The sequence below is a fragment of the Verrucomicrobiia bacterium genome, assembly GCA_019634625.1.
In the GTDB taxonomy this organism is placed as follows: Bacteria; Verrucomicrobiota; Verrucomicrobiia; order Limisphaerales; family CAIMTB01; genus CAIMTB01.
In genome coordinates this window covers 1-19,446 of record JAHCBA010000069.1, presented here as the reverse complement: position 1 = coordinate 19,446, position 19,446 = coordinate 1, and the positions used below count along the sequence as shown (strand labels likewise).

At 66.4% G+C, this 19,446-nt stretch carries 22 protein-coding genes and 1 tRNA gene; 16 read left to right on the top strand and 7 right to left on the bottom strand.

Features of this window, described 5'->3' with window-relative positions:
* Positions 1–851: 851 nt before the first annotated feature.
* The 3 genes from KF833_23385 to KF833_23375 all read left to right on the top strand — a co-directional run bounded on the left by KF833_23385 (position 852) and on the right by KF833_23375 (position 2,979).
* Positions 852–927, top strand: a tRNA-Ile gene (locus KF833_23385).
* Positions 927–1,823, top strand: coding sequence for a hypothetical protein (locus tag KF833_23380; GenBank protein ID MBX3748262.1), 897 nt, complete (start codon positions 927–929; stop codon positions 1,821–1,823). Before KF833_23385 ends, KF833_23380 begins: the two co-directional genes overlap by 1 nt.
* On the top strand, positions 1,810–2,979 hold the full coding sequence (locus tag KF833_23375; GenBank protein ID MBX3748261.1) for a redoxin domain-containing protein: 1,170 nt from the start codon (positions 1,810–1,812) through the stop codon (positions 2,977–2,979). The genes KF833_23380 and KF833_23375 overlap by 14 nt, the downstream gene beginning before the upstream one ends.
* Before the next feature lie 101 nt (positions 2,980–3,080).
* Here KF833_23375 and KF833_23370 read toward each other — a convergent pair whose 3' ends face one another.
* The 5 genes from KF833_23370 to KF833_23350 form a co-directional block, all read right to left on the bottom strand.
* Complete coding sequence (locus KF833_23370) at positions 3,081–4,415, bottom strand: PQQ-binding-like beta-propeller repeat protein (protein ID MBX3748260.1); 1,335 nt, start codon at positions 4,413–4,415, stop codon at positions 3,081–3,083.
* 198 nt (positions 4,416–4,613) lie between these two features.
* Complete coding sequence (locus KF833_23365; GenBank protein MBX3748259.1) at positions 4,614–5,354, bottom strand: alpha/beta hydrolase; 741 nt, start codon at positions 5,352–5,354, stop codon at positions 4,614–4,616.
* Positions 5,355–5,645: 291 nt separating this feature from the next.
* The gene (locus KF833_23360; GenBank protein ID MBX3748258.1) at positions 5,646–5,867 is read right to left on the bottom strand and encodes a hypothetical protein; all 222 of its coding nucleotides are present in this window, start codon (positions 5,865–5,867) and stop codon (positions 5,646–5,648) included.
* Positions 5,845–6,618 (bottom strand): DUF2071 domain-containing protein, encoded by a 774-nt coding sequence (locus KF833_23355; GenBank protein ID MBX3748257.1) that lies wholly within the window; start codon positions 6,616–6,618, stop codon positions 5,845–5,847. The genes KF833_23360 and KF833_23355 overlap by 23 nt, the downstream gene beginning before the upstream one ends.
* Positions 6,619–6,829: 211 nt before the next feature.
* Positions 6,830–7,312 (bottom strand): MarR family transcriptional regulator, encoded by a 483-nt coding sequence (locus KF833_23350; GenBank protein ID MBX3748256.1) that lies wholly within the window; start codon positions 7,310–7,312, stop codon positions 6,830–6,832.
* A gap of 466 nt (positions 7,313–7,778) precedes the next feature.
* Here KF833_23350 and KF833_23345 point away from each other — a divergent pair, with 466 nt between their 5' ends.
* The 13 genes from KF833_23345 (at position 7,779) to KF833_23285 (ending at position 18,422) form a co-directional block, all read left to right on the top strand.
* The gene (locus KF833_23345; GenBank protein MBX3748255.1) at positions 7,779–8,075 is read left to right on the top strand and encodes a hypothetical protein; all 297 of its coding nucleotides are present in this window, start codon (positions 7,779–7,781) and stop codon (positions 8,073–8,075) included.
* A 292-nt stretch (positions 8,076–8,367) separates the two neighbouring features.
* Positions 8,368–9,267 (top strand): type II secretion system protein, encoded by a 900-nt coding sequence (locus KF833_23340; GenBank protein ID MBX3748254.1) that lies wholly within the window; start codon positions 8,368–8,370, stop codon positions 9,265–9,267.
* A gap of 146 nt (positions 9,268–9,413) precedes the next feature.
* Positions 9,414–9,902 (top strand): transcriptional regulator NrdR, encoded by a 489-nt coding sequence (gene nrdR, locus KF833_23335; GenBank protein MBX3748253.1) that lies wholly within the window; start codon positions 9,414–9,416, stop codon positions 9,900–9,902.
* Positions 9,868–10,428, top strand: coding sequence for a hypothetical protein (locus tag KF833_23330; protein ID MBX3748252.1), 561 nt, complete (start codon positions 9,868–9,870; stop codon positions 10,426–10,428). The genes nrdR and KF833_23330 overlap by 35 nt, the downstream gene beginning before the upstream one ends.
* Positions 10,429–10,476: 48 nt before the next feature.
* Entirely contained in the window at positions 10,477–11,025 is a 549-nt protein-coding gene (locus tag KF833_23325; GenBank protein ID MBX3748251.1) for a pyridoxamine 5'-phosphate oxidase family protein, read from the top strand.
* 201 nt (positions 11,026–11,226) lie between these two features.
* A complete protein-coding gene (locus tag KF833_23320; protein ID MBX3748250.1) occupies positions 11,227–11,565 on the top strand; it encodes a histidine triad nucleotide-binding protein in 339 nt (112 codons plus the stop codon).
* A 56-nt stretch (positions 11,566–11,621) separates the two neighbouring features.
* A complete protein-coding gene (locus KF833_23315) occupies positions 11,622–13,316 on the top strand; it encodes a peptide ABC transporter substrate-binding protein (protein MBX3748249.1) in 1,695 nt (564 codons plus the stop codon).
* A gap of 6 nt (positions 13,317–13,322) precedes the next feature.
* Entirely contained in the window at positions 13,323–14,240 is a 918-nt protein-coding gene (locus tag KF833_23310) for an ABC transporter permease subunit (GenBank protein MBX3748248.1), read from the top strand.
* Entirely contained in the window at positions 14,237–15,115 is an 879-nt protein-coding gene (locus tag KF833_23305; protein MBX3748247.1) for an ABC transporter permease, read from the top strand. The genes KF833_23310 and KF833_23305 overlap by 4 nt, the downstream gene beginning before the upstream one ends.
* 44 nt (positions 15,116–15,159) lie before the next feature.
* Positions 15,160–16,164 (top strand): ABC transporter ATP-binding protein, encoded by a 1,005-nt coding sequence (locus KF833_23300; protein MBX3748246.1) that lies wholly within the window; start codon positions 15,160–15,162, stop codon positions 16,162–16,164.
* On the top strand, positions 16,161–17,147 hold the full coding sequence (locus tag KF833_23295; protein ID MBX3748245.1) for an ATP-binding cassette domain-containing protein: 987 nt from the start codon (positions 16,161–16,163) through the stop codon (positions 17,145–17,147). The genes KF833_23300 and KF833_23295 overlap by 4 nt, the downstream gene beginning before the upstream one ends.
* Positions 17,148–17,708: 561 nt before the next feature.
* Positions 17,709–17,939, top strand: a complete 231-nt coding sequence (locus tag KF833_23290) for a hypothetical protein (GenBank protein ID MBX3748244.1) — start codon at positions 17,709–17,711, stop codon at positions 17,937–17,939.
* Between the two features lie 39 nt (positions 17,940–17,978).
* On the top strand, positions 17,979–18,422 hold the full coding sequence (locus KF833_23285; GenBank protein ID MBX3748243.1) for a hypothetical protein: 444 nt from the start codon (positions 17,979–17,981) through the stop codon (positions 18,420–18,422).
* A 113-nt stretch (positions 18,423–18,535) separates the two neighbouring features.
* Here the strand turns inward: KF833_23285 and KF833_23280 are convergent, their stop codons facing one another.
* Together KF833_23280 and KF833_23275 are read right to left on the bottom strand one after the other, a co-directional pair.
* A complete protein-coding gene (locus KF833_23280) occupies positions 18,536–19,168 on the bottom strand; it encodes a GNAT family N-acetyltransferase (protein MBX3748242.1) in 633 nt (210 codons plus the stop codon).
* A gap of 76 nt (positions 19,169–19,244) precedes the next feature.
* Positions 19,245–19,446 (bottom strand): chemotaxis protein CheW (locus tag KF833_23275; protein MBX3748241.1); only part of this gene is annotated, 202 nt, incomplete at its 5' end.

Genomic DNA, 19,446 nt, shown 5'->3' with positions numbered 1-19,446 from the left:
ACCGACTCCACTTCGCCCGGACCTTGTTGCCGTGGCGTTCGCCGAGGCGCGACGGGTCCCCACAACGGTGGCGTCACACCACCTGCAACCGATCCGCGGCCTCGTCCACGACCAGGCGGCCGGAGGCGGGGCCGCCTTCGAGGAGGCGCCGGGCGACGGCGTCGCCCTCTGAACGCCGATCCCTCCTTCATCAGCCGGCCATCCGGCGGGCTGATTCCTTTTCCCGGGGACCGCGCCAGCGGGCGAAGGGAGGGCCATGGTGCCGGGGCAATTTGTGCAAGGGCCACACCCACGACCACCACCGTGGGGGCATGATCCCACGGTCCCCGGGGACGACTCCGATCCCGGGGGCCAGGTCGCGACAGGCATCGGACACGCTTCGAATCCGGAGGCCGGCAGCCGGGAGCAGAACCGTTATGAACCCGCACCCATCGACGCCACAGCAACGGGAACGATCGCAACTCGCGGACAACCTCACCGCCGCAGCAACGCCATCATGGGTGAATTCATGGGCACCCATCGGGTTTCGTGATTCTTCGTGCCACGGTCCGGTTCGCCTGCGACGAAGATCCGACCCTTCGTGAAGTCACAGTCCATCCAACGAATCGCGGCGGCTTCCGCTTGCTCTTTCGAATGAGCTTGCCTCCGACTCTGGCACAGGCGAAGTACGTCCCCGATGGCCGATAACGGTACAAGTTGGGCGTCGCAGATTTCCGCCAAAGCCGATGCTCAGAACGTTCGGAAGGCGGGGTTTTTTCCGGTCGGCGCACCCAACCCGTATCAGATTGCAGTATCAGATTGTCCATCTGGCCGAAAAACTGGATCTGTAAGTTGTTCTGGATGAGTTGGTCGGGCCCATAGCTCAGCGGTTAGAGCAGGGGACTCATAATCCCTTGGTCGCAGGTTCGAATCCTGCTGGGCCCACCATGCCTGAACTTCTGCCCCTGGCGTCGCCTGAGGGGGGATTGGCTCTTGGCCGCAGGGAGGAGACCGTTAGGCTTCCGCCGGTGTCGTGTCTGTTCCATTCCCCGTTGGAAGCGTTTCTGGCCACCCTGGGAGAGGAACGTCTCTGGCTCCAAGTGCTGGTGCGGCGTCAGGGAAGTAACTTCGAGTTGCGTCATGTAGCAGACCGCCAGCGGGCCGACCTCGATCTTCGCACGGTTGCCGCGTCGGACCTGCGGACCCTGGCCCACACGACCGCGGAAGGGCAGTTCCGCCCGCTCAAGGCCGCACCGAACCTGATACGCGGCTGGCGCTGCCGGCTGGAACGACAGGAGGACTTGGGAACAGGCCTCGACGCGCTCTATCCCGGATCCCTGGCGGATTGGTGGGTGGTGCGGTCGGGTTCGGCGCAACCGATGTCCTATGCCGAACGGGCGGCCCTTCGTCCGGGTCGCGGCGGCGCCCTCGCGCGCGGGTTGCGCGGTGCGGCATTGTCGGCGGCCATCGAAGGCAGTTGCGGTCCGGACTCCTGCGGGAAGCATCGTCGATGGACGGCTCCGGAAGTCCCCGGAGACGACCCGGCGCATAAGGGGGAGGTGCCATGTCTGGAGCCATGCCCGGTGTTCCTGGCCTTTGCCCAGACTTGCGCCCGGATGGAACTGTCGCCCACTGTCCGCTTGGAACTGGCTCCGGCCGATCTCGACACTCTGGCGGCGGCATTGCGCCACGCCCGGGAGTGCCCGCCCCGATCCGAACGGGCGGGCGACTTTGCCGCTCCGCTGCATCCGTGGCGGGTGGCGCGATTGTTGAATCGTCATGCCCGCGCGTGGGGCGGGGGCGTTTCCACCGAATCCCAATCCGAATCTCATGGAGAATCCTGAATCGTCTCGTGTCGGCACCCGGCTGGCCCTTGTGTTGATCGTGCCGCTGCTGGCACTGGCGGGTGGTTGTGGCGACAACCCGGCACCCGGACCGGCGGCCGACAGCGCGCCCCGGTCGGCGCCCATTCCCGCTTCGGCGACGCCGGCAGGTCCCGCGGACCAGGCATGGGCGCATTTCCAGGCGGTGTACAGCAACCCGCCGCAACCCCCCGCGTCGTGGGCGGAAGGGCCGCCAGACGAGGATGCCTTGCGGACCTTCCAACTGGAGCGCGGGGCGGCGGCCGTGAAGGTGGCCGACGTCGCGCGCGACTTCTATCAGGCTCACCCGGACGATCCGCGGGCGGTTCCGGCGCGATGGCACGAAATGCAATTGCTCGACGCCGCCGTGAAGCTGGGCCACACGAACGCGCTGCCCAGGCTGCTGACCCTGGAGAAGGAGCGTCTCGAGGATCCTTCCTTGACGGAGGACGAGCGGTTCGGGGTCCGGATGGCCGGCGAACAGCGGGCGGCGGAGCTGTTGTTCCCTCAAGGCGAGGAGGTGGCGCGCCGGGCCTTGGAGGAAGCGGCATTGCGTCTGGCCCGGGAGTTCCCTGGACGTTCCGAACCGTACCAGGTGCTGCTGAACCTGGCGGGCGGCGCAGCCCCGGAGAGGGCGCGCGAACTGGTGACACCCTTGTTGAACCCGGAACTGCCGGAGGAGGTGCGCGAGGGGGCTCAGGCGCTCCTGACGAAACTGGACCGGGTGGGGAAGCCCCTGGACCTGAAGTTCACCGCCATCGACGGACGCGAAATCGACCTGTCGAAGATGACCGGCAAGGTGGTCCTGATCGATTTTTGGGCCACCTGGTGCGGCCCCTGCATCGCGGAGCTGCCCAGCCTTAAGGAGACCTACGAGAAGCTCCATCCGAGGGGTTTCGAGATTCTCGGAATCAGCTTCGACCAGGAGAAGGAGGCGCTCGAAAGACTCGTCGCCCGGGAAAAGCTCCGGTGGCCCCAGTACTTCGATGGGGCGGAGGGGACCGAATCCCTCGGGGAACGGTTCGGCATCGAGTCCATCCCCACGCTGTGGCTGGTGGACAAGAAGGGCGTCCTCCGTCATCTCGACGCCCGGAACGATCTCGAAGCCAAGGTGCTGGCACTGCTGGCCGAAGAATGAGCCCGGTGCCGGAATGCATCCGGCACCCACGACTGGAAGAAAAGAGCCCGCCCGGCATTACCGGACGGGCTTTTTCTTGCGCCACACCGCACGCCAGGAGATCAGCCGCGCGGTCCCACCGCGTACAACGTCCCGGTGGTCCGGATGAAGAGCTGACCCTGGGCGATGGCGATCGAGGAGCGCGTCGAACGGTCCGCTTCACCCCCCATGTTCGCCGTGTGCAGAAGCCTGAACTCGCTGGCGTCGGCATCGACGACGTACACCGTGCCGGCGAAATCCATGAAGTAGATCTTCCCGTCCGCCGCCGTCGGCGACGATTCGATCGTCTGGCGCCGGCTGGGCAACTGCCCCTTCCACAGAACCTTGCCGGTCGCCGGATCGGCGCAGAGCAGCATGGACTGGGACTTGTTCAGGACGAAGAAGCGCCCGCGATAGAAGAGTGGCGTGGAGACATCGCTCGACAGTTCCCGTTCAGGGCTCTGCCAGGCATAACCGGAATCCGGGAGCGTCCCGCTCTGGCCAGCCTTGATGGCGAAAATCGGGGCATCTTTGGGACCGCAGCCCAGGATGACCCCGCCGCCGGCAACCGGTGAGGGCACGAGGCGCCAATGGGTAATCCGGGTCGGGTTCCAGGTGCCCCAACGCCACAGTTCGCGGCCAGTCGCCGGATCGTGGCCGGTCAGGCAATCGCCACCCGAGATGAGGATCTCGGTCCGGCCTCCGAACTGGAAGGGCACCGGGCTGCTGAAGGCTTCAAGGGACTCTTCGCGGGCCTCCGAGGGGCGGACCTGGCGCCAGAGGTCGCGTCCGGTCAACGGGTCGATGGCCAGCAGGTAGGACTCGTTCGGCCCATCGGTGCGACCACGTCCCTGGACCGGGACGTTCCGCTGGAGGACCTGGAGGTAGAGCTTGCCGTCGTACCACAACGGGCTGGTCGAGAAGGTCCACAGGAAGGCAAACGCACCGTGGTCGCGCTGGATGTTGCGGCGCCAGACCTCCTTGCCGTCGAGGGTGTAGGCCAGCATCTCGCCCTGGCCGTAGAAGAACCAGACATGCGATCCATCGCTCACCGGCGAGGGGGAGGCGAAGTTGCTCCGGTCGTCCTTCCGATCGCCATCGGCCACGGTGTGGCGCCAGAGTTCCCTCCCCGTCCGGCGGTCGAGACAAATGGCCAGCAGCGAACGGCTGGCGTTATCCACCGAGGAGAGGAAGACGCGGTCGCCCACGATGATCGGTGTCGAAGCACCCTCGCCCGGCATCGCGGCGGTCCAGGCAATGCCCTCCGTCTTGCTGAAGGTCGTCGGCAGCGCCTGCTCCGGAGCCGACCCGTCGAATTGCGGACCGCGCCAGTGCGGCCAGTCGTGCGCGGAGGTGGAAAGTCCCACGGCAAGCAGGGACAGCGCGAGGGATCGGAAAAAGAAGGGTTGGGAATGCATGACGAGGTGGCAAGATGCCGAGTCGAATTTCCCTGTCAAAGCTCCGAATCGAGGTCCTCGATGACTCCCCACGCCCGCCGGCATCCGAACCCGATCCGCCGCGGCGGGACGCTCAGCAGAAACACAGGGCAGGATGGCCACGCAACACACCCGGCAACACGTGCCTACCCGACGCCGATCGCTGCGTTCCCACCGGACTCAGGCGGGGCACCAGGGTCGAATCCAGGAAACCACCGCGTCGGCCATCGCCTCCGCATGGGCGTCCGAGAATACGTGGTCCGCCTCGGGAAGCTCGACCAGGCGCCGTGACGACCCCCCGATGGCCATGAGATCCCGGGAGTCCTGGACCGGAACCACATCATCGACCACCCCGTGGACCAGAAGCCACGGGACTTCAATCTCACGGGCCGCCTCGATCACACTTCCCACGCGGTTCATGTCCTCGACGTACGCGGGGGACAAAGGGCACTCGGGCTTGTCCCACATGCACCCGACCCCCGGCGTGACGGTGCCGAATTCACGCTCCGCGAACGCCGCCGTATGCACCATCCCGGCCAGTGAGATCAGGAACCGGAGACGCGGATCCATGCGGGCCCGAAGGACACCCACCGCGGCGCCCATGCTGTGCCCGGCGTACCCGACGTTCCAGCCGGGCAGGGCGTCAAGAATGGCCCCGAGATCATCGACCTCCGTGGACAGGGTGCAGTCCTCGAACCGGCCCTCAGACGCGCCATTGCCAGCGAAGGAGAAGCGCAGCACCGACACCCCGGCCCCGGCCAGACGATCTGCCAGGGTGATCAGGAGCGGCCGGTCTTTGTTGCCGGTGACGCCATGGCCGACAACAACAAGAGTGCCATGATCCGGGCGTCCGGGATGGAGGGAGAAGTCGAGGCGCTGACCGCGGTGATTGCGAAGTTCCTGGGGGAGAGGTCGTTTCATGGAGTGGATGGGCCGACTCGGGACGAACCCACGGGTTCATGCCCAAGGGTTCACCCGGTCATGCCATCTCCCGGGTCCCAAGGCGAGCCCGACCCGGGACGAATCCGCGGGTTCATGCCCAAAGTTCCATCCGGTCATGCCAACTGCCGGGTCCCAAGGCGAGCTCGCTCCGTTCCAGCCGTGCCATAGATGCACTTTGGAAGCCTGGATTGCGGCGTGGCGCGATTCACCCTCCCTCTATTCCCCTGCCGCCCGGCGTAGAACGGTCCGTTCCGAGAGTTCTACTCACCGTCACCCCTGTCTCCAACGTCTCGGACGGCCCATCCGGACGGCGGTCAGGCCCGGCGAGTAGTCGGCGCCGATCACCCGCGCCTCCGCCATCCAGGGCCAGTGTTCCACCAGCAATCCGCGATCCTCCAGCACCCCATGCACCGGAACGCGCAACCACGGCTTGTGCCCGACCCGGAAATACCGCTGCCTCCCGCCCCCGTCATGGAAACCGGAACAACGCACCCGGCCCGTGCGTGCCCCGGGGACAAGCTCCGCTCCCGCTCGCCCTCTCTGGCGCCGGGGCCGGCCAAAGCCCCAGATTGCGCCAGGTGTGCGGGATGCCGTACATGCCCAATGCCGAATCAAGTTCCACCGTGCCGGCCGGGAATCGTTCAGGATCTTGGAAAACCCGCGATTCGGCGGCAATCGCCTTCAGGGCAGTCATTGCCCACCAGTCCGGTTCCAGTTGAGCCCCCTCGATGCCCCTGCCGTCCAGCGCGCGGGACCACCCCGTACATCCGTCCCGGAAGAACTCGGACGCCTCCGCCAGGGATCCGAATACCGATTCCGCCGGCCAGTCCTCTGTCGCCTCCGCCACCACCCGGGATACCACAACGCCGTCGCCGTCGCACACGGTGACTTCCATCCGCCCCCCGGTTTCGAACGTATGGAAGTTCGCGAACCGATGCACCCCGGGAAACAAACGGCCCCCAGCCCACCGGTTCACCCCCGAATTCGTATCCCGGCCCAGGATGAACACCCCGTCCCGCTCCCCATCCTCCGAGTCCCAACTGACCGCAATGCGATGGGCGGCATTCTCGGACGACAACCCCGCCCATGCCGGCAGCGGACCCGGACGGAGGTGTTCGAGCCGGATCAGACAGATCCCCGCCAACCCCCAGCCGCGAACGGTCTTCAATCGGAACGGACGGGGCACCCGCGGCGCCAGTACCTCCGGTCGGATCCGGAAATTCACCAGAATGCGACGTTTCATCACTGCACGGACGCTCGGAAGGAGCGGCCTCATCTTGGCCCCCTTTCGATCCGGAACCCGCGTGAGGCGACGTGCCGCCCGTCCGAGCGCGGATCGAGGCTGCACCAGCGCCTGTTGACAGTGGCCATAATCCATCCATCGCAGGCCGTATCTACTGTTGGTTGCGTTATTTCTGTATTCACAGAATGATTTCTCCAAAAAAAGGCGGCCCTCAGTCGCCCAGGTTCAGGAGCTTTCGGACCTTGTCGCCGAGTTTCATGAACCGGGCGATCACCGGGGTGGGCCAGTTCCGGATCTGGGTGTACCAGGAGCCCGTCAGTTCGAAGAACTCCGCCAGTTCCCGCAGGCGCCGCTCCGTGTACGGATCTGTCCCCCCGTCCCCGGCCGATTCGGCGACACAATCCCGGAGCATGCCGAGGGTGGGGTCGATCTCCCGTTTCTTCCGTTCGTCGAGGACCACCCGGAACATCTCCCAGACATCCTTCATGGCCTCGAAATGATCCCGCTTGTCGCCCATGACATGAACCAGCCGGATGACCCCCCAGCCCTGAAGTTCGCGAAGGCTGTTGCTGACGTTCGACCGGGCCACCTGGAGGGTTGATGCGATCTCCTCGGCGGGGAGGGGGCGGGACGACGTGAAAAGGAGAGCGTGAATCTGGGCGACCGTCCGGTTGATGCCCCAACGCGTTCCCATTTCGCCCCAATGCAGCACGAATTTCCCCTGGACCGGACTCATCTCCGCCATCTTTATTCCTTTATTTCTGTTAAGACAGAAATTATCGAACCAGTGAAGGCGCCGCAAGCGTTTTTCAGACTCTCTCTCTGCGGACACGGCCGACAACCCAATCACAATCAGATCAATAAGCCCGGCACCTTGCTGTTGACACCATCAAGGCATTAGGACTGGCATCTTTCTGTTGACGAACCGCCTAAGGGTCATCCCCACCGGCCCGATGGGATTCATGGAGGGATACCGCGCAGAATTGCGTCGTCAGCAACTTATCGCCTGCCTCATAAGTTAAGAAGTGCCGGACCTGTTACACGCACGCCCGCACGCCCGCACGCCCGCGGCTATCCGGGGCGACCCCACCCCCTTGGCCGCCCCCGCCTGTTCTGACATCCTCCCCCCTCCAATCGCGGCCCCTGCCCCACCCCATCCCATGCCCGAACGTCATTGTCATCAGTGCGGAGCCCCCTACCTCCTCGACGGCACCCCTGGCCGGAGCGAGACCTGTGAGAAATGCCGGGCCGACCTCAAGGTCTGTCTCAATTGCACCCACTACGATCTCCGCGTCGCCCACCAGTGCCGCGAGCGCCGCGCCGAGCCCGTGGCCGAAAAGGCGGCCGCCAACTTCTGCGAATACTTCGATTACGCCCGCCGCGACTGGCAGGCCCCGGATCGCAACGCCCGCGAAGACGCCGCCCGGGACCGCCTGCGCAAGCTGTTCGGCGACTGACGCTTCATCCCCGGAGCATCGGCGCGTCGTCGGTCTGACGGGATGCGGTTGCAGCAGATCATCGGATAAACGGATTCCCCACGCCCGATCGGAGGGGCGGGTCCCACGAGCCGGAGGGGGCGTTGAGCGAATGGCGCGGAATCGCAGCGCACGTTCCTCCAAACGGTTGCCTCCTGGCCGACAATCCGAAAATGCACTGCCACGCCCTGTGCTCCGAACTGCCCAGTTGCACGATCATGCCGTTTTCATGACGATCCCGCGCATCCCACGGATTGCCGAGCTGAAGCACCCCATGAACTCAACTTCACATCTCACGGCCAGGCGCGAGCGGCCCGCGTTCACCCTCATCGAACTGCTCGTCGTCATTGCCATCATCGCCATTCTGGCCTCGATGCTCCTTCCCGCCCTGGCCAAGGCGAAGTCCAAGGCCCAAGGCATCCTTTGCCTCAGCAACACCAAACAGCTTTCCCTCGTCTGGCGCCTCTACACGGACGACAACGAGGACAAGTTGATCGGGGCTGCCGGGTGGACGCCGCCGGGCGGACGGGCCATTCCCAACTGGACAGGCGGGAGCTGGCTCACCCTCAACAACCGGACCGATCCCAACAACTGGGACCACGACGCCTACACCAAGAAGAGCCCGCTCTGGCCCTACACAGGTAACACCGTCGGCATCTTCAAGTGCCCGGCCGACAAGACCACCGCCAAGGCCACCCGCGGCCCGCTCCAGGGCCAGACCGTCCCCCGTATCCGCAGTGTCTCCATGAACAACTGGGTTGGCGGACCCGGCTGGGGCAACTCAGGGCCCTGGGTCCCCAATGCCGCGTCCGGCTGGAAGACGTACCTCCGCCTCACTGAAATCCTCGATCCCGGCCCCTCCAGCACCTTCGTCTTCCTCGACGAACGCGAGGACAGCATCAACGACGGCTATTTCGTCGTGGACATGGCCGGCTATCCCCAAGGCGCCGCCGGCACTCCGCAGGGCAGCCGGTTTAAGATCGTCGATTACCCGGCCAGCTATCACAACGGCGCTGGTGGCCTCTCGTTCGCCGATGGCCACTCCGAGATCCGCAAGTGGGTCGATCCCCGCACCCGCCCCGGCATCAGCAAGGTCGATCGTCCCCTCGACATCACCTCCGCCAACAACCGCGACGTGTTCTGGATGCAGGAGCGGTCCACCCGCTGGCACTGATCCCAGTCTCGTCCTCCCGTTCCCGCCCGCGGCCCGATCAGGCCCGTCGTCAGCGGCGGGCCTTTTCGTTTCCATCCCTTGACTCCCCCACCGGCAGTGTGCTACGCCCTCCACAGCCTCAACCTGCTGTAGCCGGTCGGCCGAATATGCGATGCCCGAAGTGCGGCGGTCCCGACGACAAGGTGATTGATTCCCGGAGTTCTCGGGAAGGTCGGGCGATCCGTCGCCGCCGTGTCTGCCTCCAATGTGGGCACCGCTACACCACCTACGAACAGATCGAGCGCACCGAACTGATGGTGGTCAAGCGGGACGGGCGGCGCGAACTGTTCTCCCGCGAGAAACTCCTGAGCGGCCTCCGCAAGGCCTGCGAAAAGCGCCCGATCGACCCGGAAATCGTCAGCGATGCCGCCGAACGCATCGCCGACGATCTGGCCAACGAGTACGATCGCGAGATGCCCGTCATGGCCATCGGCGAACGGGTCATGGAAACCCTTCGCGCTCTCGACAAGGTCGCCTACGTCCGCTACGCCAGCGTTTACAGGAGGTTCGAAGAGGCCGATGAATTCGTGGAGGTCGTCACCAAACTCGAACGCCAGCGCCATGATACATCTACACTCCGACTACCTGGTCTTTGAGGTGTCCTCCGGCGACAAAATCCCCTGCTCGGTCGAGAAACTCACCATCGAGATCCTCGCCGATTCCCTCGATCAGATCGACCCCGACGTCATCCGCCACGCGGCCACCGCGGTCCTCCACTACTTCAAGGACGACCTCGGTCGCGAACAAGTGACCCTCGACGAATTCACCCAGGCCCTCGAAAAGGTCCTCGTCGGCCTCGGCTACCAGGTCCAGGGCAATCCCAATGTGGACCCCGCTGCCGCCGACATCGCCGAGGCCGACCTCGACGCCCTCGCCCATGCCCTCGGCGATGGACTCGAAATGGGCTTCTACAACCAGCTCCGCGGCGAACTTCGCCAACTCCTGGCCAAAACCCCACGCGTCGTGCGCTTCCGGGGCCTCCGACCTTGCGCCATGCGCCTCGCCCGTGTCCGCCGTTGGTGCCCCCGCAGCGTCCGCGTCAGCGACGACATCGTTCGATTCCTCCGCGACTGCTGGGGCGCCGAACGCCCCCGCTCGCAGTGCGCCCTGATGGTCAACTGATCCCGCCGCCGCTCCGCCGCGTCGGCAACCTCTGCGTCAGGCACCCTCATGGGAAAAGTCTTCGATGCCATTGAAGCCGATTTGCAGGCCTGGATGGCCCTTCAGCGGGTGTTCTTTGTGGCATCCGCTCCGCTTTCCCCCGACGCGCACATCAACTGCTCCCCGAAGGGCTCCGACACCTTCCGGGTTATCGGTCCCCAGGAAGTGGCCTACCTCGATCTGACCGGCAGCGGCGTCGAGACCATCGCGCACGTGCAGGAGAATGGGCGGATTGTCATCCTGTTCTGCGCATTCGACGGCGCCCCGCAGATCGTCCGCCTGCACGGAAAGGCGGTCGTTCTCTATCCGGGCGATGCTGAGTTCGAGCGCCTCTCTCCACGGTTCCCAACCCACGTCGGAGCACGTGCGATCGTCAAAGTGTCGGTCGCCCGGATCTCAACCTCGTGTGGCTATTCCGTCCCCCGCCTGGACTTCGTGGAGCAGCGCGATGTTCTCGATCAGTGGACGGCCCGCAAGTCCGCGGAAGAGCTGGCTGCCTACCGCACCGCGAAGAATGCGACCAGCATCGATGGCCTTCCCGGACACAATCCGCCCTGACCTCGCATGGCCTCCGGCAGTCGCTTGCGGATAGCCGTGGACCCAATCCTACCCTGCCATCAAGGCTCCGCCGGCATTGGGCTCATCGACAGGACGGGGACGGCGTGCCCTCGCAACCCCCTGCTCCTGACTCACTGCCCAATCCCCGCCGGTTTGCCTTGCCCATCGCGTTGACACAGCCACTCTGACCGGGCGCCAGTCATGACCCTGTTCGAGAAAATCGCCGCCCGCCAGATCCCGGCTGATATCGTCCTCGAGGACGATCGAATGCTGGCCTTCCACGACATCAACCCGCAGGCCCCGACCCACGTTCTGGTCGTGCCCAAGCAACCCATCCCGCGTATCGGTGCGGCGGAAGCCGGCGACGCCGGACTCCTCGGGCATCTCCTCCTTCAGGCCGCCGAAGTTGCGCGCCGCCTCGGTCTCGATGCCTCGGGGTACCGCCTGGTCATCAACCACGGCCGCGACGGCGGGGAAAGCGTACCCCACCTGCACGTTCATGTGCTCGGAGGCCGGCCCATGAAATGGCCGCCGGGCTGACCCGTCTCCGCCCCTCCTTGCAAGCCCGGCGACCCGTTCCACCTTGCCGCCCCATGATGCCCGGCCGCCCCGCCCGACACCCTGACCCGGTTCGCCCCGCCGCCACGAGGGGTTCCCGGGTGACGCTGTGGCTGCTCCTGATCGCCGCCGTGGCACTGAACGCCTGCGGACGCCGCGAGTCGCCGGTGGACGTCGCGGCGCGCGAGGGGATTCTCCTGATCAACAACGCCGACGACATCTCCGACCTCGATCCTCATGTCGTCACCGGCGTCCCCGAGCACAATGTCATCGACGCCCTCCTCGAAGGGCTCGTCCGGCTCGACCCGCGGGACCTGGCCCCCCTTCCTGGCATGGCGGAACGATGGGAGATATCGCCGGACGGCCTCGAATACACCTTTCACCTCCGCCGGGACGCCCTCTGGTCGAACGGCGATCCCGTGGTCTCCCGCGATTTCCTCCTCTCCCATCGCCGCATCCTCACCCCGTCCCTGGCGGCCCAGTACGCCAACATGCTGTTCGTCGTCACCAACGCCGAAGCCTACTTCAACGGCAGCGTCACGAACTTCGCCAAGGTCGGCTTCGAGGCCCCGGACCCCCACACCTACCGCATCCGCCTCAACGCCCCGACCCCCTACTTCCTCGGCATGATCGGGTACCACTACTCCTGGTATCCCGTTCACATCCCGACCGTCGAGCGCTTCGGTGGCATGGCCCGCAAGGGAACCCGCTGGACCCGCCCGGAGAACTTCGTCGGCAACGGACCCTTCGTCCTTCGCGAGTGGCGGATCGGACGCCACATGCTGGTGGAGAAGAACCCGCTCTACTGGGACGCCGACCGGGTCCGCCTCAACGGCATCCGCTTCCACCCGATCACCTCGCTCGAAACCGAGGAGAACGCCTTCCGCGCCGGCCAGCTCCATGTCACCTACGAGGTTCCCCGCCCCAAGCTCGACTGGTGGCGCACCCATCGCCCGGACGAACTGCGGATCGATCCCTACCTCGGCGTCTATTTCTACCGCATCAACGTCACCCGCCCAGGCTTGAGCGACCCCCGGGTGCGGCGCGCCCTCGCCCTCGCCATCGACCGTCCCGGACTGGTCACCACCATTCTGCGTGACGGTTCCCTCCCCGCCTACCACGTCGTGCCGCCCGGTCTGCGCGGCTACTCCTCCCCGGTGTTTGCCCAGGCCACCGATCTCGAAGAGGCCCGCCGCCTGCTCGCCGAGGCCGGTCACCCGGGCGGTGCCGGCCTGCCTGAACTCGAAATCCACTTCAACACCTCCGAAAAACACCGCGCCATCGCCGAGGCCATCCAGGAAATGTGGCGCCGCGGACTCGGCGTCCGCACAACCCTCGCCAACACCGAATGGAAGGTCTATCTCGACCAGCAGCGCACCCTCGACTACCAGATCAGCCGCGCCGGCTGGATCGGCGATTACATCGATCCCAACACCTTCCTCGAAATGTGGAAAACCGGCGACGGCAACAACAACACGGGCTGGAGTCACGCCGGCTACGACCAGCTCCTTGAAGCCGCCGCCCGCGAATTCGACCCCCAACGCCGCCTCGCCATCATGGCCCAGGCCGAGGTCATCCTCCTCGAGGAACTCCCCATCCTCCCCATCTTCTTCTACGTGAAACCCTACCTCGTCCATCCCTCCGTCCGGGATTGGACCGGCAATCTCCACGCCCTCTTCCCGTACCGCGAAGCCTACTTCGCCCCCTCCCCAGGACCCCTCTCCTCCCGCTAGACCGTCATGCTGCGCTTCATCGGTCGTCGCCTCCTCGAAACGATCCCCCTGCTGCTGGCCATCGCCACCTTCACCTTCTTCATGATCCGTCTCGCGCCCGGCGGCCCCTTCTCCGCCGAACGCAATGTCACCCCGGAAATCCTCCTCAATCTCGAACGTCACTACGGCTTCGATCAACCCCTCTGGAAACAGTACCTCGACTACCTCGGCGGCCTCCTCCGCGGCGACCTCGGCCCTTCCTTCAAATACCAGACCCACACCGTCAACGAACTCATCGCCGACGCCTTTCCCGTCTCCCTCGAACTCGGCGCCTGGGCCCTCCTGGTCGCCCTCTCCGTCGGGCTCGGCACCGGCCTCCTCGCCGCCCTCAAACGCAATACCGCCCTCGACCACGGCCCGATGTCCATCGCCACCCTCGGCATCTGCCTCCCCACCTTCGTCATGGGCCCCCTCCTCGTCCTCCTCTTCGCCCTCGGCCTCGGCTGGTTCAATGCCTGGGGCTGGTACGAACCCCGCGATCGCGTCCTCCCCGCCCTCACCCTCGGCCTCTATTACGCCGCCTACGTCGCCCGGCTCACCCGCGGCGGCATGCTCGAGGTCCTTTCCCAGGACTTCATCCGCACCGCCCGCGCCAAGGGCGCCTCCGAATCCCGCGTCCTCCTCCGCCATGCCCTCCGCGGCGGACTCCTCCCCGTCGTCGCCTTCCTCGGCCCCGCCGCCGCCGGGCTCATCACCGGCTCCTTCGTCGTCGAAACCATCTTCGGCGTCCCCGGACTCGGCCAGTTCTTCGTCAAGTCCGCCCTCAATCGCGACTACACCATGGTCCTCGGCACCGTCCTCCTCTACGCCACTCTCATCATCGCCCTCAATCTGGTCGTGGACATCCTTCAAGCCTGGCTCAACCCGAAACTCCGCCTGGAATGACCCGCCCCGATTCCACCGACGCCGATCCGCCCTCCTCCCTTGGTCGCGATGCCTGGCATCGCCTCTGCCGCAATCGCATGGCCGTTTTCGGCCTCGTCGCCACCCTCGCCCTCGCCTTCCTCTCCCTCGTCGGTCCCTGGTTCAGTCCCTACGGCTACGAACAGCAGAACCTCGATCTCGGCGCCACCGCCCCCAGCGGCGCCCACTGGCTGGGCACCGATCCCCTCGGACGTGACCTCCTCACCCGCATGCTCCATGGCGGCCGCATCTCCCTCAGCGTCGGCCTCCTCGCCACCGCCGTCTCCCTGCTCATCGGCGTCCTTTACGGAGCCATCGCCGGCTACATCGGCGGCCGCCTCGACGCCGTCATGATGCGCCTGGTCGAACTCATCTACGCCATTCCCTTCACCATCTTCGTCATCCTCCTGATGGTCGTCTTCGGACGGCAGTTCATCCTCCTCTTCGTCGCCATTGGCGCCGTCGAGTGGCTCACCATGGCCCGCATCGTCCGTGCCCAGGTCATGTCCGTGAAACGCCAGGAGTTCATCGAGGCCGCCCGCGCCCTCGGCCTCCGCAAACGCCAGATCCTCGTCCGCCACCTCATCCCCAACGCCACCGGCCCCATCCTCGTCTATGCCACCCTCACCGTCCCCATGGTCATGCTCCTCGAAGCCTTCCTCAGCTTCCTCGGCCTCGGCGTCCCCCCACCCATGAGCTCCTGGGGCGTCCTCATCAAGGAAGGCGCCGAGGTGATGCGCGAATTCCCCTGGCTCCTCGTCTTCCCGGGTGCCGCCTTCGCCCTCACCCTCTTCTCCCTCAACTTCCTCGGCGACGGCCTCCGCGATGCTCTCGACGTCCGGGCCGCCAGGGACTGATTCCCAAGGCCACGCCCCAGACCCGCCCATCCGGCCACCCACCCATGCCCCTCCTCGCCGTCGAAGATCTCGCCGTCGCCTTCCACACCCGCGCCGGTGTCGTCCGCGCGGTCAATGGCGTCTCGTTCACCCTCGAACGCGGCGAATCCCTCGGCATCGTCGGCGAATCCGGCTCCGGCAAATCCGTCTCCTGCCTCGCCCTCCTCGGCCTCATCCCCAAACCCCCCGCCCGCATCGAGCGAGGCCACGCGCACTTCAACGGACTCGACCTCCTGCGCTGTCCCGATGCGGACCTCCGCCGCATCCGGGGACGTCGCATCGCCATGATCTTCCAGGACCCGATGACGGCCCTGAATCCCTACCTCCGCATCGAGGACCAGTTGATCGAGCCGCTCATCGTCCATGAACGGATCAACCGCGCCGCCGCCCGCACCCGCGCCCTCGAAGCCCTCCGCGATGTCGGCGTGCCCGACCCCCAATCCCGCCTCCGCGCCCATCCCCACGAGTTCTCCGGCGGCATGCGCCAGCGCGTCATGATCGCCATGGCCATGATCACCCGCCCCGACATCCTCATCTGCGACGAACCCACCACCGCCCTCGATGTCACGGTCCAGGCCCAGATCCTCGAACTCATCCGCCGCGAACAGCGCGCCAACGGCACCGCCGTCATCCTCGTCTCCCACGACCTTGGCGTCGTCGCCGGTTTCTGCGACCGCGTCCAGGTGATGTACGCCGGCGAGACCGTCGAACGCGCCCCGGTCCGCCCCCTCTTCTACCAACCCCTCCACCCCTACAACCTCGCCCTCCACCGCAGCCGCCCCAATCCCCACGTCCCACGCGGCACCGAACTCCCCACCCTCCCCGGCCTCCCCCCCGATCCCTCCCGGCTCCCGCCCGGCTGCGCCTTCGCCCCGCGTTGCGAATTCGCCATCGACTCCTGCCTCCACGAACAACCCGCGCTCCGCTCCATCGTCCCCGACCACGACTCCGCCTGCCTCCGCGTCCAGCGCCGCGAGATTCAACTGCCCGAATCCCAGCCCGCCCGATGAATCCCGCCCCCCCCCTGCTCGACGTCCGCGATCTGCAGACCCATTTCCCGGTCGAGCGCGGACTCCTCTGGCGCCGCCGCATCGGCACCGTGAAGGCCGTGGACGGCGTCTCCCTGGCGCTTCGCCGCGGCGAGATCCTCGGTCTCGTGGGCGAGTCCGGCTGCGGCAAATCCACCCTGGGCCGTTCCATCCTCCAGTTGATCCGCCCCTCCGCGGGCGAGGTCCGCTTCGAGGGACAGGACCTCGCCCGCCTGTCCACCGAGGCCCTCCGCCCCGCGCGCTCCGGGTTCCAGATGATCTTCCAGGATCCCTACGCCTCCCTGAACCCGCGCATGACGGTCTTCGACACGCTGGCTGAAGCCATCCGCGCCCATCGCCGGGTGGCCGAACCCCAGCTCCGCACCCGCATCGCCGAACTCATGGACCGCGTCGGGCTCGCCCAGCGGTTCCTTCGCAAGTACCCCCACGAATTCTCCGGCGGCCAGCGTCAGCGCATCGCCATCGCCCGGGCCCTCGCCGTCGAACCCCGCCTCATCATCGCCGACGAACCCGTCAGCGCCCTCGATGTCTCCATCCAGGCCCAGATCATCAACCTCCTCGCCCGCCTCTCCCGGGACATGGGCCTGACCCTCATCTTCATCTCCCACGACCTCGCCGTCGTGGAACATATCAGCGACCGCATCGCCGTGATGTACCTCGGTCGCATCGTCGAAATCGGCCCCGCCTCCTCCGTCTTCCGTCGCCCCGTCCACCCCTACACACGCGCCCTGGTGAGCGCCATCCCCGAACTCGATCCCGACCGCGAACGCGCCCGCCAGCGCCTCCTTCTCCCCGGCGACCCGCCCTCCCCGATCGATCCCCCCGCTGGCTGCGCCTTCCACCCCCGCTGCCCCTTCGCCGAACCCCGCTGCAACGCCGCCCGCCCGCCTCTCGCCGACTTCGACGACCGCCTCGTCGCCTGCATCCGCGCCGCCGAAATCTGACCGCCTTCCTCCCACAAGGGGCGATGGGGTCAAGAAGCGGATGGGAGCCCTCTGCCCTCAGGTTGTTGGTCGATTCAGTTCCAGCGGGGCTCGAAGGCGCGGTTGCGGACGGCACCCTCGACAGCCAGGCGGTGACGCCCCCCAATTTTTGGAGTGCGGCGGTTCCCGCCGCTTTGGATCCTGCCACGGCCAAGCCTCAAGCCCGGGTGGGACTTCAACCCGTCCCCCCCACGGACGAATCCAAAGCGGCGCCGAGCGCCGCACTCCAAGTCCTGACAGGGGCGGTGGGGTCAAATCGGTCGTTCTGATGTTCCGTCCCGGCGAATTTTGGAGTGCGGCGGTTCCCGCCGCTTTGGATCCTGCCGCGGCCAAGCCTCAAGCCCGGGTGGGACTTCAACCCGTCCCCCCCACGGACGAATCCAAAGCGGCGCCGAGCGCCGCACTCCAAGTCTGGTGTGATACGACTTCGTGGAGTCTTCGAGCAGGATGCGCGGCTCCGGCCGGCCGGGGCCGGTTCCCGATCGGCCACGCTTGCGATCAGGATCCGTGGAGGCTGCTTTGATGTCTGCGCCGCGTGCCGGCAGGCTTCCAGCCCGTGGTTTGACTCCTTCGTTTTCAGGCGGGGAACACGGTGCGGAAGCGCTGCTGACAGAGATGTCGGACGAGGATCTGCTGAAGCTGGTCGCACTGGACATGAAGACGCCGGGAACGCGGGGTGGCGTGGCGTGCGGGGGTGGGGTGGGGACCGAAGTCGCGACCGAGGGAGGGCAGGCTTGCTTCGGGATCGGGTGAACCGGGAGACTTCGTCTGAACGAGCGGTTCAGACTGACGATGTCCTGGTACTCCTTTCGCCCGTATGTCTCGGTGGCGCAGCGTCGGCGGGAAGCGGAACAAACGGCCCGCAAGATGGCCGGGAAGGGCACGCCGCTGAATCCCGTGGTGGTGGTTGGGCGTACCATCGCCTGTACCTTCTGGGGGGAGTCGTGGTGCGACAATCTCGAGGCTTACAGCGATTACGCGAACCGGTTGCCGCGCGGCCGTACCTACGTCCGGAACGGATCGGTGATCGATCTGCAGGTCGGGACGGGAACGGTCAGGGCGCTGGTCCAGGGAAGCTCGCTGTATCGCATCGAGATCGGCATTGCCGCGCTCCTCCCTGAAATCCGGCGCGTTGGCCTGTCAAGGGCGAGGTCGAGTGCCTCCACCCCGTCCGGTTGCGTGGGGTGCAGGAAGGCTGGGAGCTGCGCGAGGTCCACGCAGTATTCGTGGTCGTGATCGTCGGGGGCACCGCAGGTCCACCCGACGCCGTAGGCGGCGGGACGATCGTGAAGGGGTTCCGCCGGCACGCCTCCCGTGGTGCCGTCGGACCCGAAGGCGGGAACGCGCGCTTACCGGAAAGGTTGGGCGGGATTTCCGGGAAACGGATGCGCGAAGCACCAGAAGGGGATGGTTGCCCGTCCAGGCACGTGTGCCTCGCCGAGGAGTTCGAATCCGTGCCGTCGATAGAAGGACAGGTTGGCGTGGTTGAAGGTCTCGAGGTAGCAGGGGAGACCCTGGCAGACGGCGTGATCGAGGACCGCGCGAAGGAGGGCGCCGCCGAGGCCTCGTCCGTGGGCGGCCGGGGCGACGCTGAGGCTGAGCAGATAGACGTGGTCCACCGGCATGCGCCGGGTGCGTTGGCGTTCGAGGCAAGGGATGCAGGAAGCGACGCGGACCAGGGCGGGGAGGCCGAGACGGAGTGGCGCCAGGCCCCATCCCCCACGGAGGAGGCGTGGGATGCTGGGAACGGCATTCGTCGAATGGAAGAACACGGCAACACCGAGAGGATCGTCGCCAGCGGCGAGGACATGCCCGTAACGGGCGCCCATGCGGAGGAACGATCCCATCATCCAAGTCAGCGGTCCTTCGCGGCGGGACGGGTCGGGAAGGATGTGGCGGATGCCCGGGTCCTCATGGAAGGACGCCGCCATGTGTCCGGCCGCCCGGGTGAATTCGTGGGGAGCGAGGGGGCGGCAGGACACGCAGGTATCCTTCCCAACCGGGCGGAGGGAGGGAAGGGGGCAATCAGCGGGAATCCTACCGACTCGGCACGACGCTTTACCCCACCGCATCGACGCGGAGATCGCGCAGAACCCGCAATCCCGGGATCGGGGCACCCCGAATGATCCGCGCGCCACTCTTGCGACGCTTCCCGAACTTGTCCCGGTGCCGCTCCCACATCTGGTTCACGAACTCCTTCGATCCCAGGAACACCCCGTCGGTCATGTGCCGGATCCGCAGGCGCAGGATCTGCCCCAGA

Bases quoted from the DNA above. Each gene is read 5' to 3' on its own strand.
- nrdR (MBX3748253.1), top strand. From the start codon at position 9,414: ATGCGATGCCCGAAGTGCGGCGGTCCCGACGACAAGGTGATTGATTCC.
- KF833_23300 (MBX3748246.1), top strand. From the start codon at position 15,160: ATGCCCCTCCTCGCCGTCGAAGATCTCGCCGTCGCCTTCCACACCCGC.
- KF833_23350 (MBX3748256.1), bottom strand. From the start codon at position 7,312: ATGGGAACGCGTTGGGGCATCAACCGGACGGTCGCCCAGATTCACGCT.
- KF833_23305 (MBX3748247.1), top strand. From the start codon at position 14,237: ATGACCCGCCCCGATTCCACCGACGCCGATCCGCCCTCCTCCCTTGGT.
- KF833_23315 (MBX3748249.1), top strand. From the start codon at position 11,622: ATGCCCGGCCGCCCCGCCCGACACCCTGACCCGGTTCGCCCCGCCGCC.
- KF833_23355 (MBX3748257.1), bottom strand. From the start codon at position 6,618: ATGAAACGTCGCATTCTGGTGAATTTCCGGATCCGACCGGAGGTACTG.
- KF833_23320 (MBX3748250.1), top strand. From the start codon at position 11,227: ATGACCCTGTTCGAGAAAATCGCCGCCCGCCAGATCCCGGCTGATATC.
- KF833_23325 (MBX3748251.1), top strand. From the start codon at position 10,477: ATGGGAAAAGTCTTCGATGCCATTGAAGCCGATTTGCAGGCCTGGATG.
- KF833_23290 (MBX3748244.1), top strand. From the start codon at position 17,709: ATGTCTGCGCCGCGTGCCGGCAGGCTTCCAGCCCGTGGTTTGACTCCT.
- KF833_23345 (MBX3748255.1), top strand. From the start codon at position 7,779: ATGCCCGAACGTCATTGTCATCAGTGCGGAGCCCCCTACCTCCTCGAC.
- KF833_23295 (MBX3748245.1), top strand. From the start codon at position 16,161: ATGAATCCCGCCCCCCCCCTGCTCGACGTCCGCGATCTGCAGACCCAT.
- KF833_23370 (MBX3748260.1), bottom strand. From the start codon at position 4,415: ATGCATTCCCAACCCTTCTTTTTCCGATCCCTCGCGCTGTCCCTGCTT.
- KF833_23285 (MBX3748243.1), top strand. From the start codon at position 17,979: ATGTCCTGGTACTCCTTTCGCCCGTATGTCTCGGTGGCGCAGCGTCGG.
- KF833_23310 (MBX3748248.1), top strand. From the start codon at position 13,323: ATGCTGCGCTTCATCGGTCGTCGCCTCCTCGAAACGATCCCCCTGCTG.
- KF833_23365 (MBX3748259.1), bottom strand. From the start codon at position 5,354: ATGAAACGACCTCTCCCCCAGGAACTTCGCAATCACCGCGGTCAGCGC.
- KF833_23375 (MBX3748261.1), top strand. From the start codon at position 1,810: ATGGAGAATCCTGAATCGTCTCGTGTCGGCACCCGGCTGGCCCTTGTG.
- KF833_23330 (MBX3748252.1), top strand. From the start codon at position 9,868: ATGATACATCTACACTCCGACTACCTGGTCTTTGAGGTGTCCTCCGGC.
- KF833_23380 (MBX3748262.1), top strand. From the start codon at position 927: ATGCCTGAACTTCTGCCCCTGGCGTCGCCTGAGGGGGGATTGGCTCTT.
- KF833_23340 (MBX3748254.1), top strand. From the start codon at position 8,368: ATGAACTCAACTTCACATCTCACGGCCAGGCGCGAGCGGCCCGCGTTC.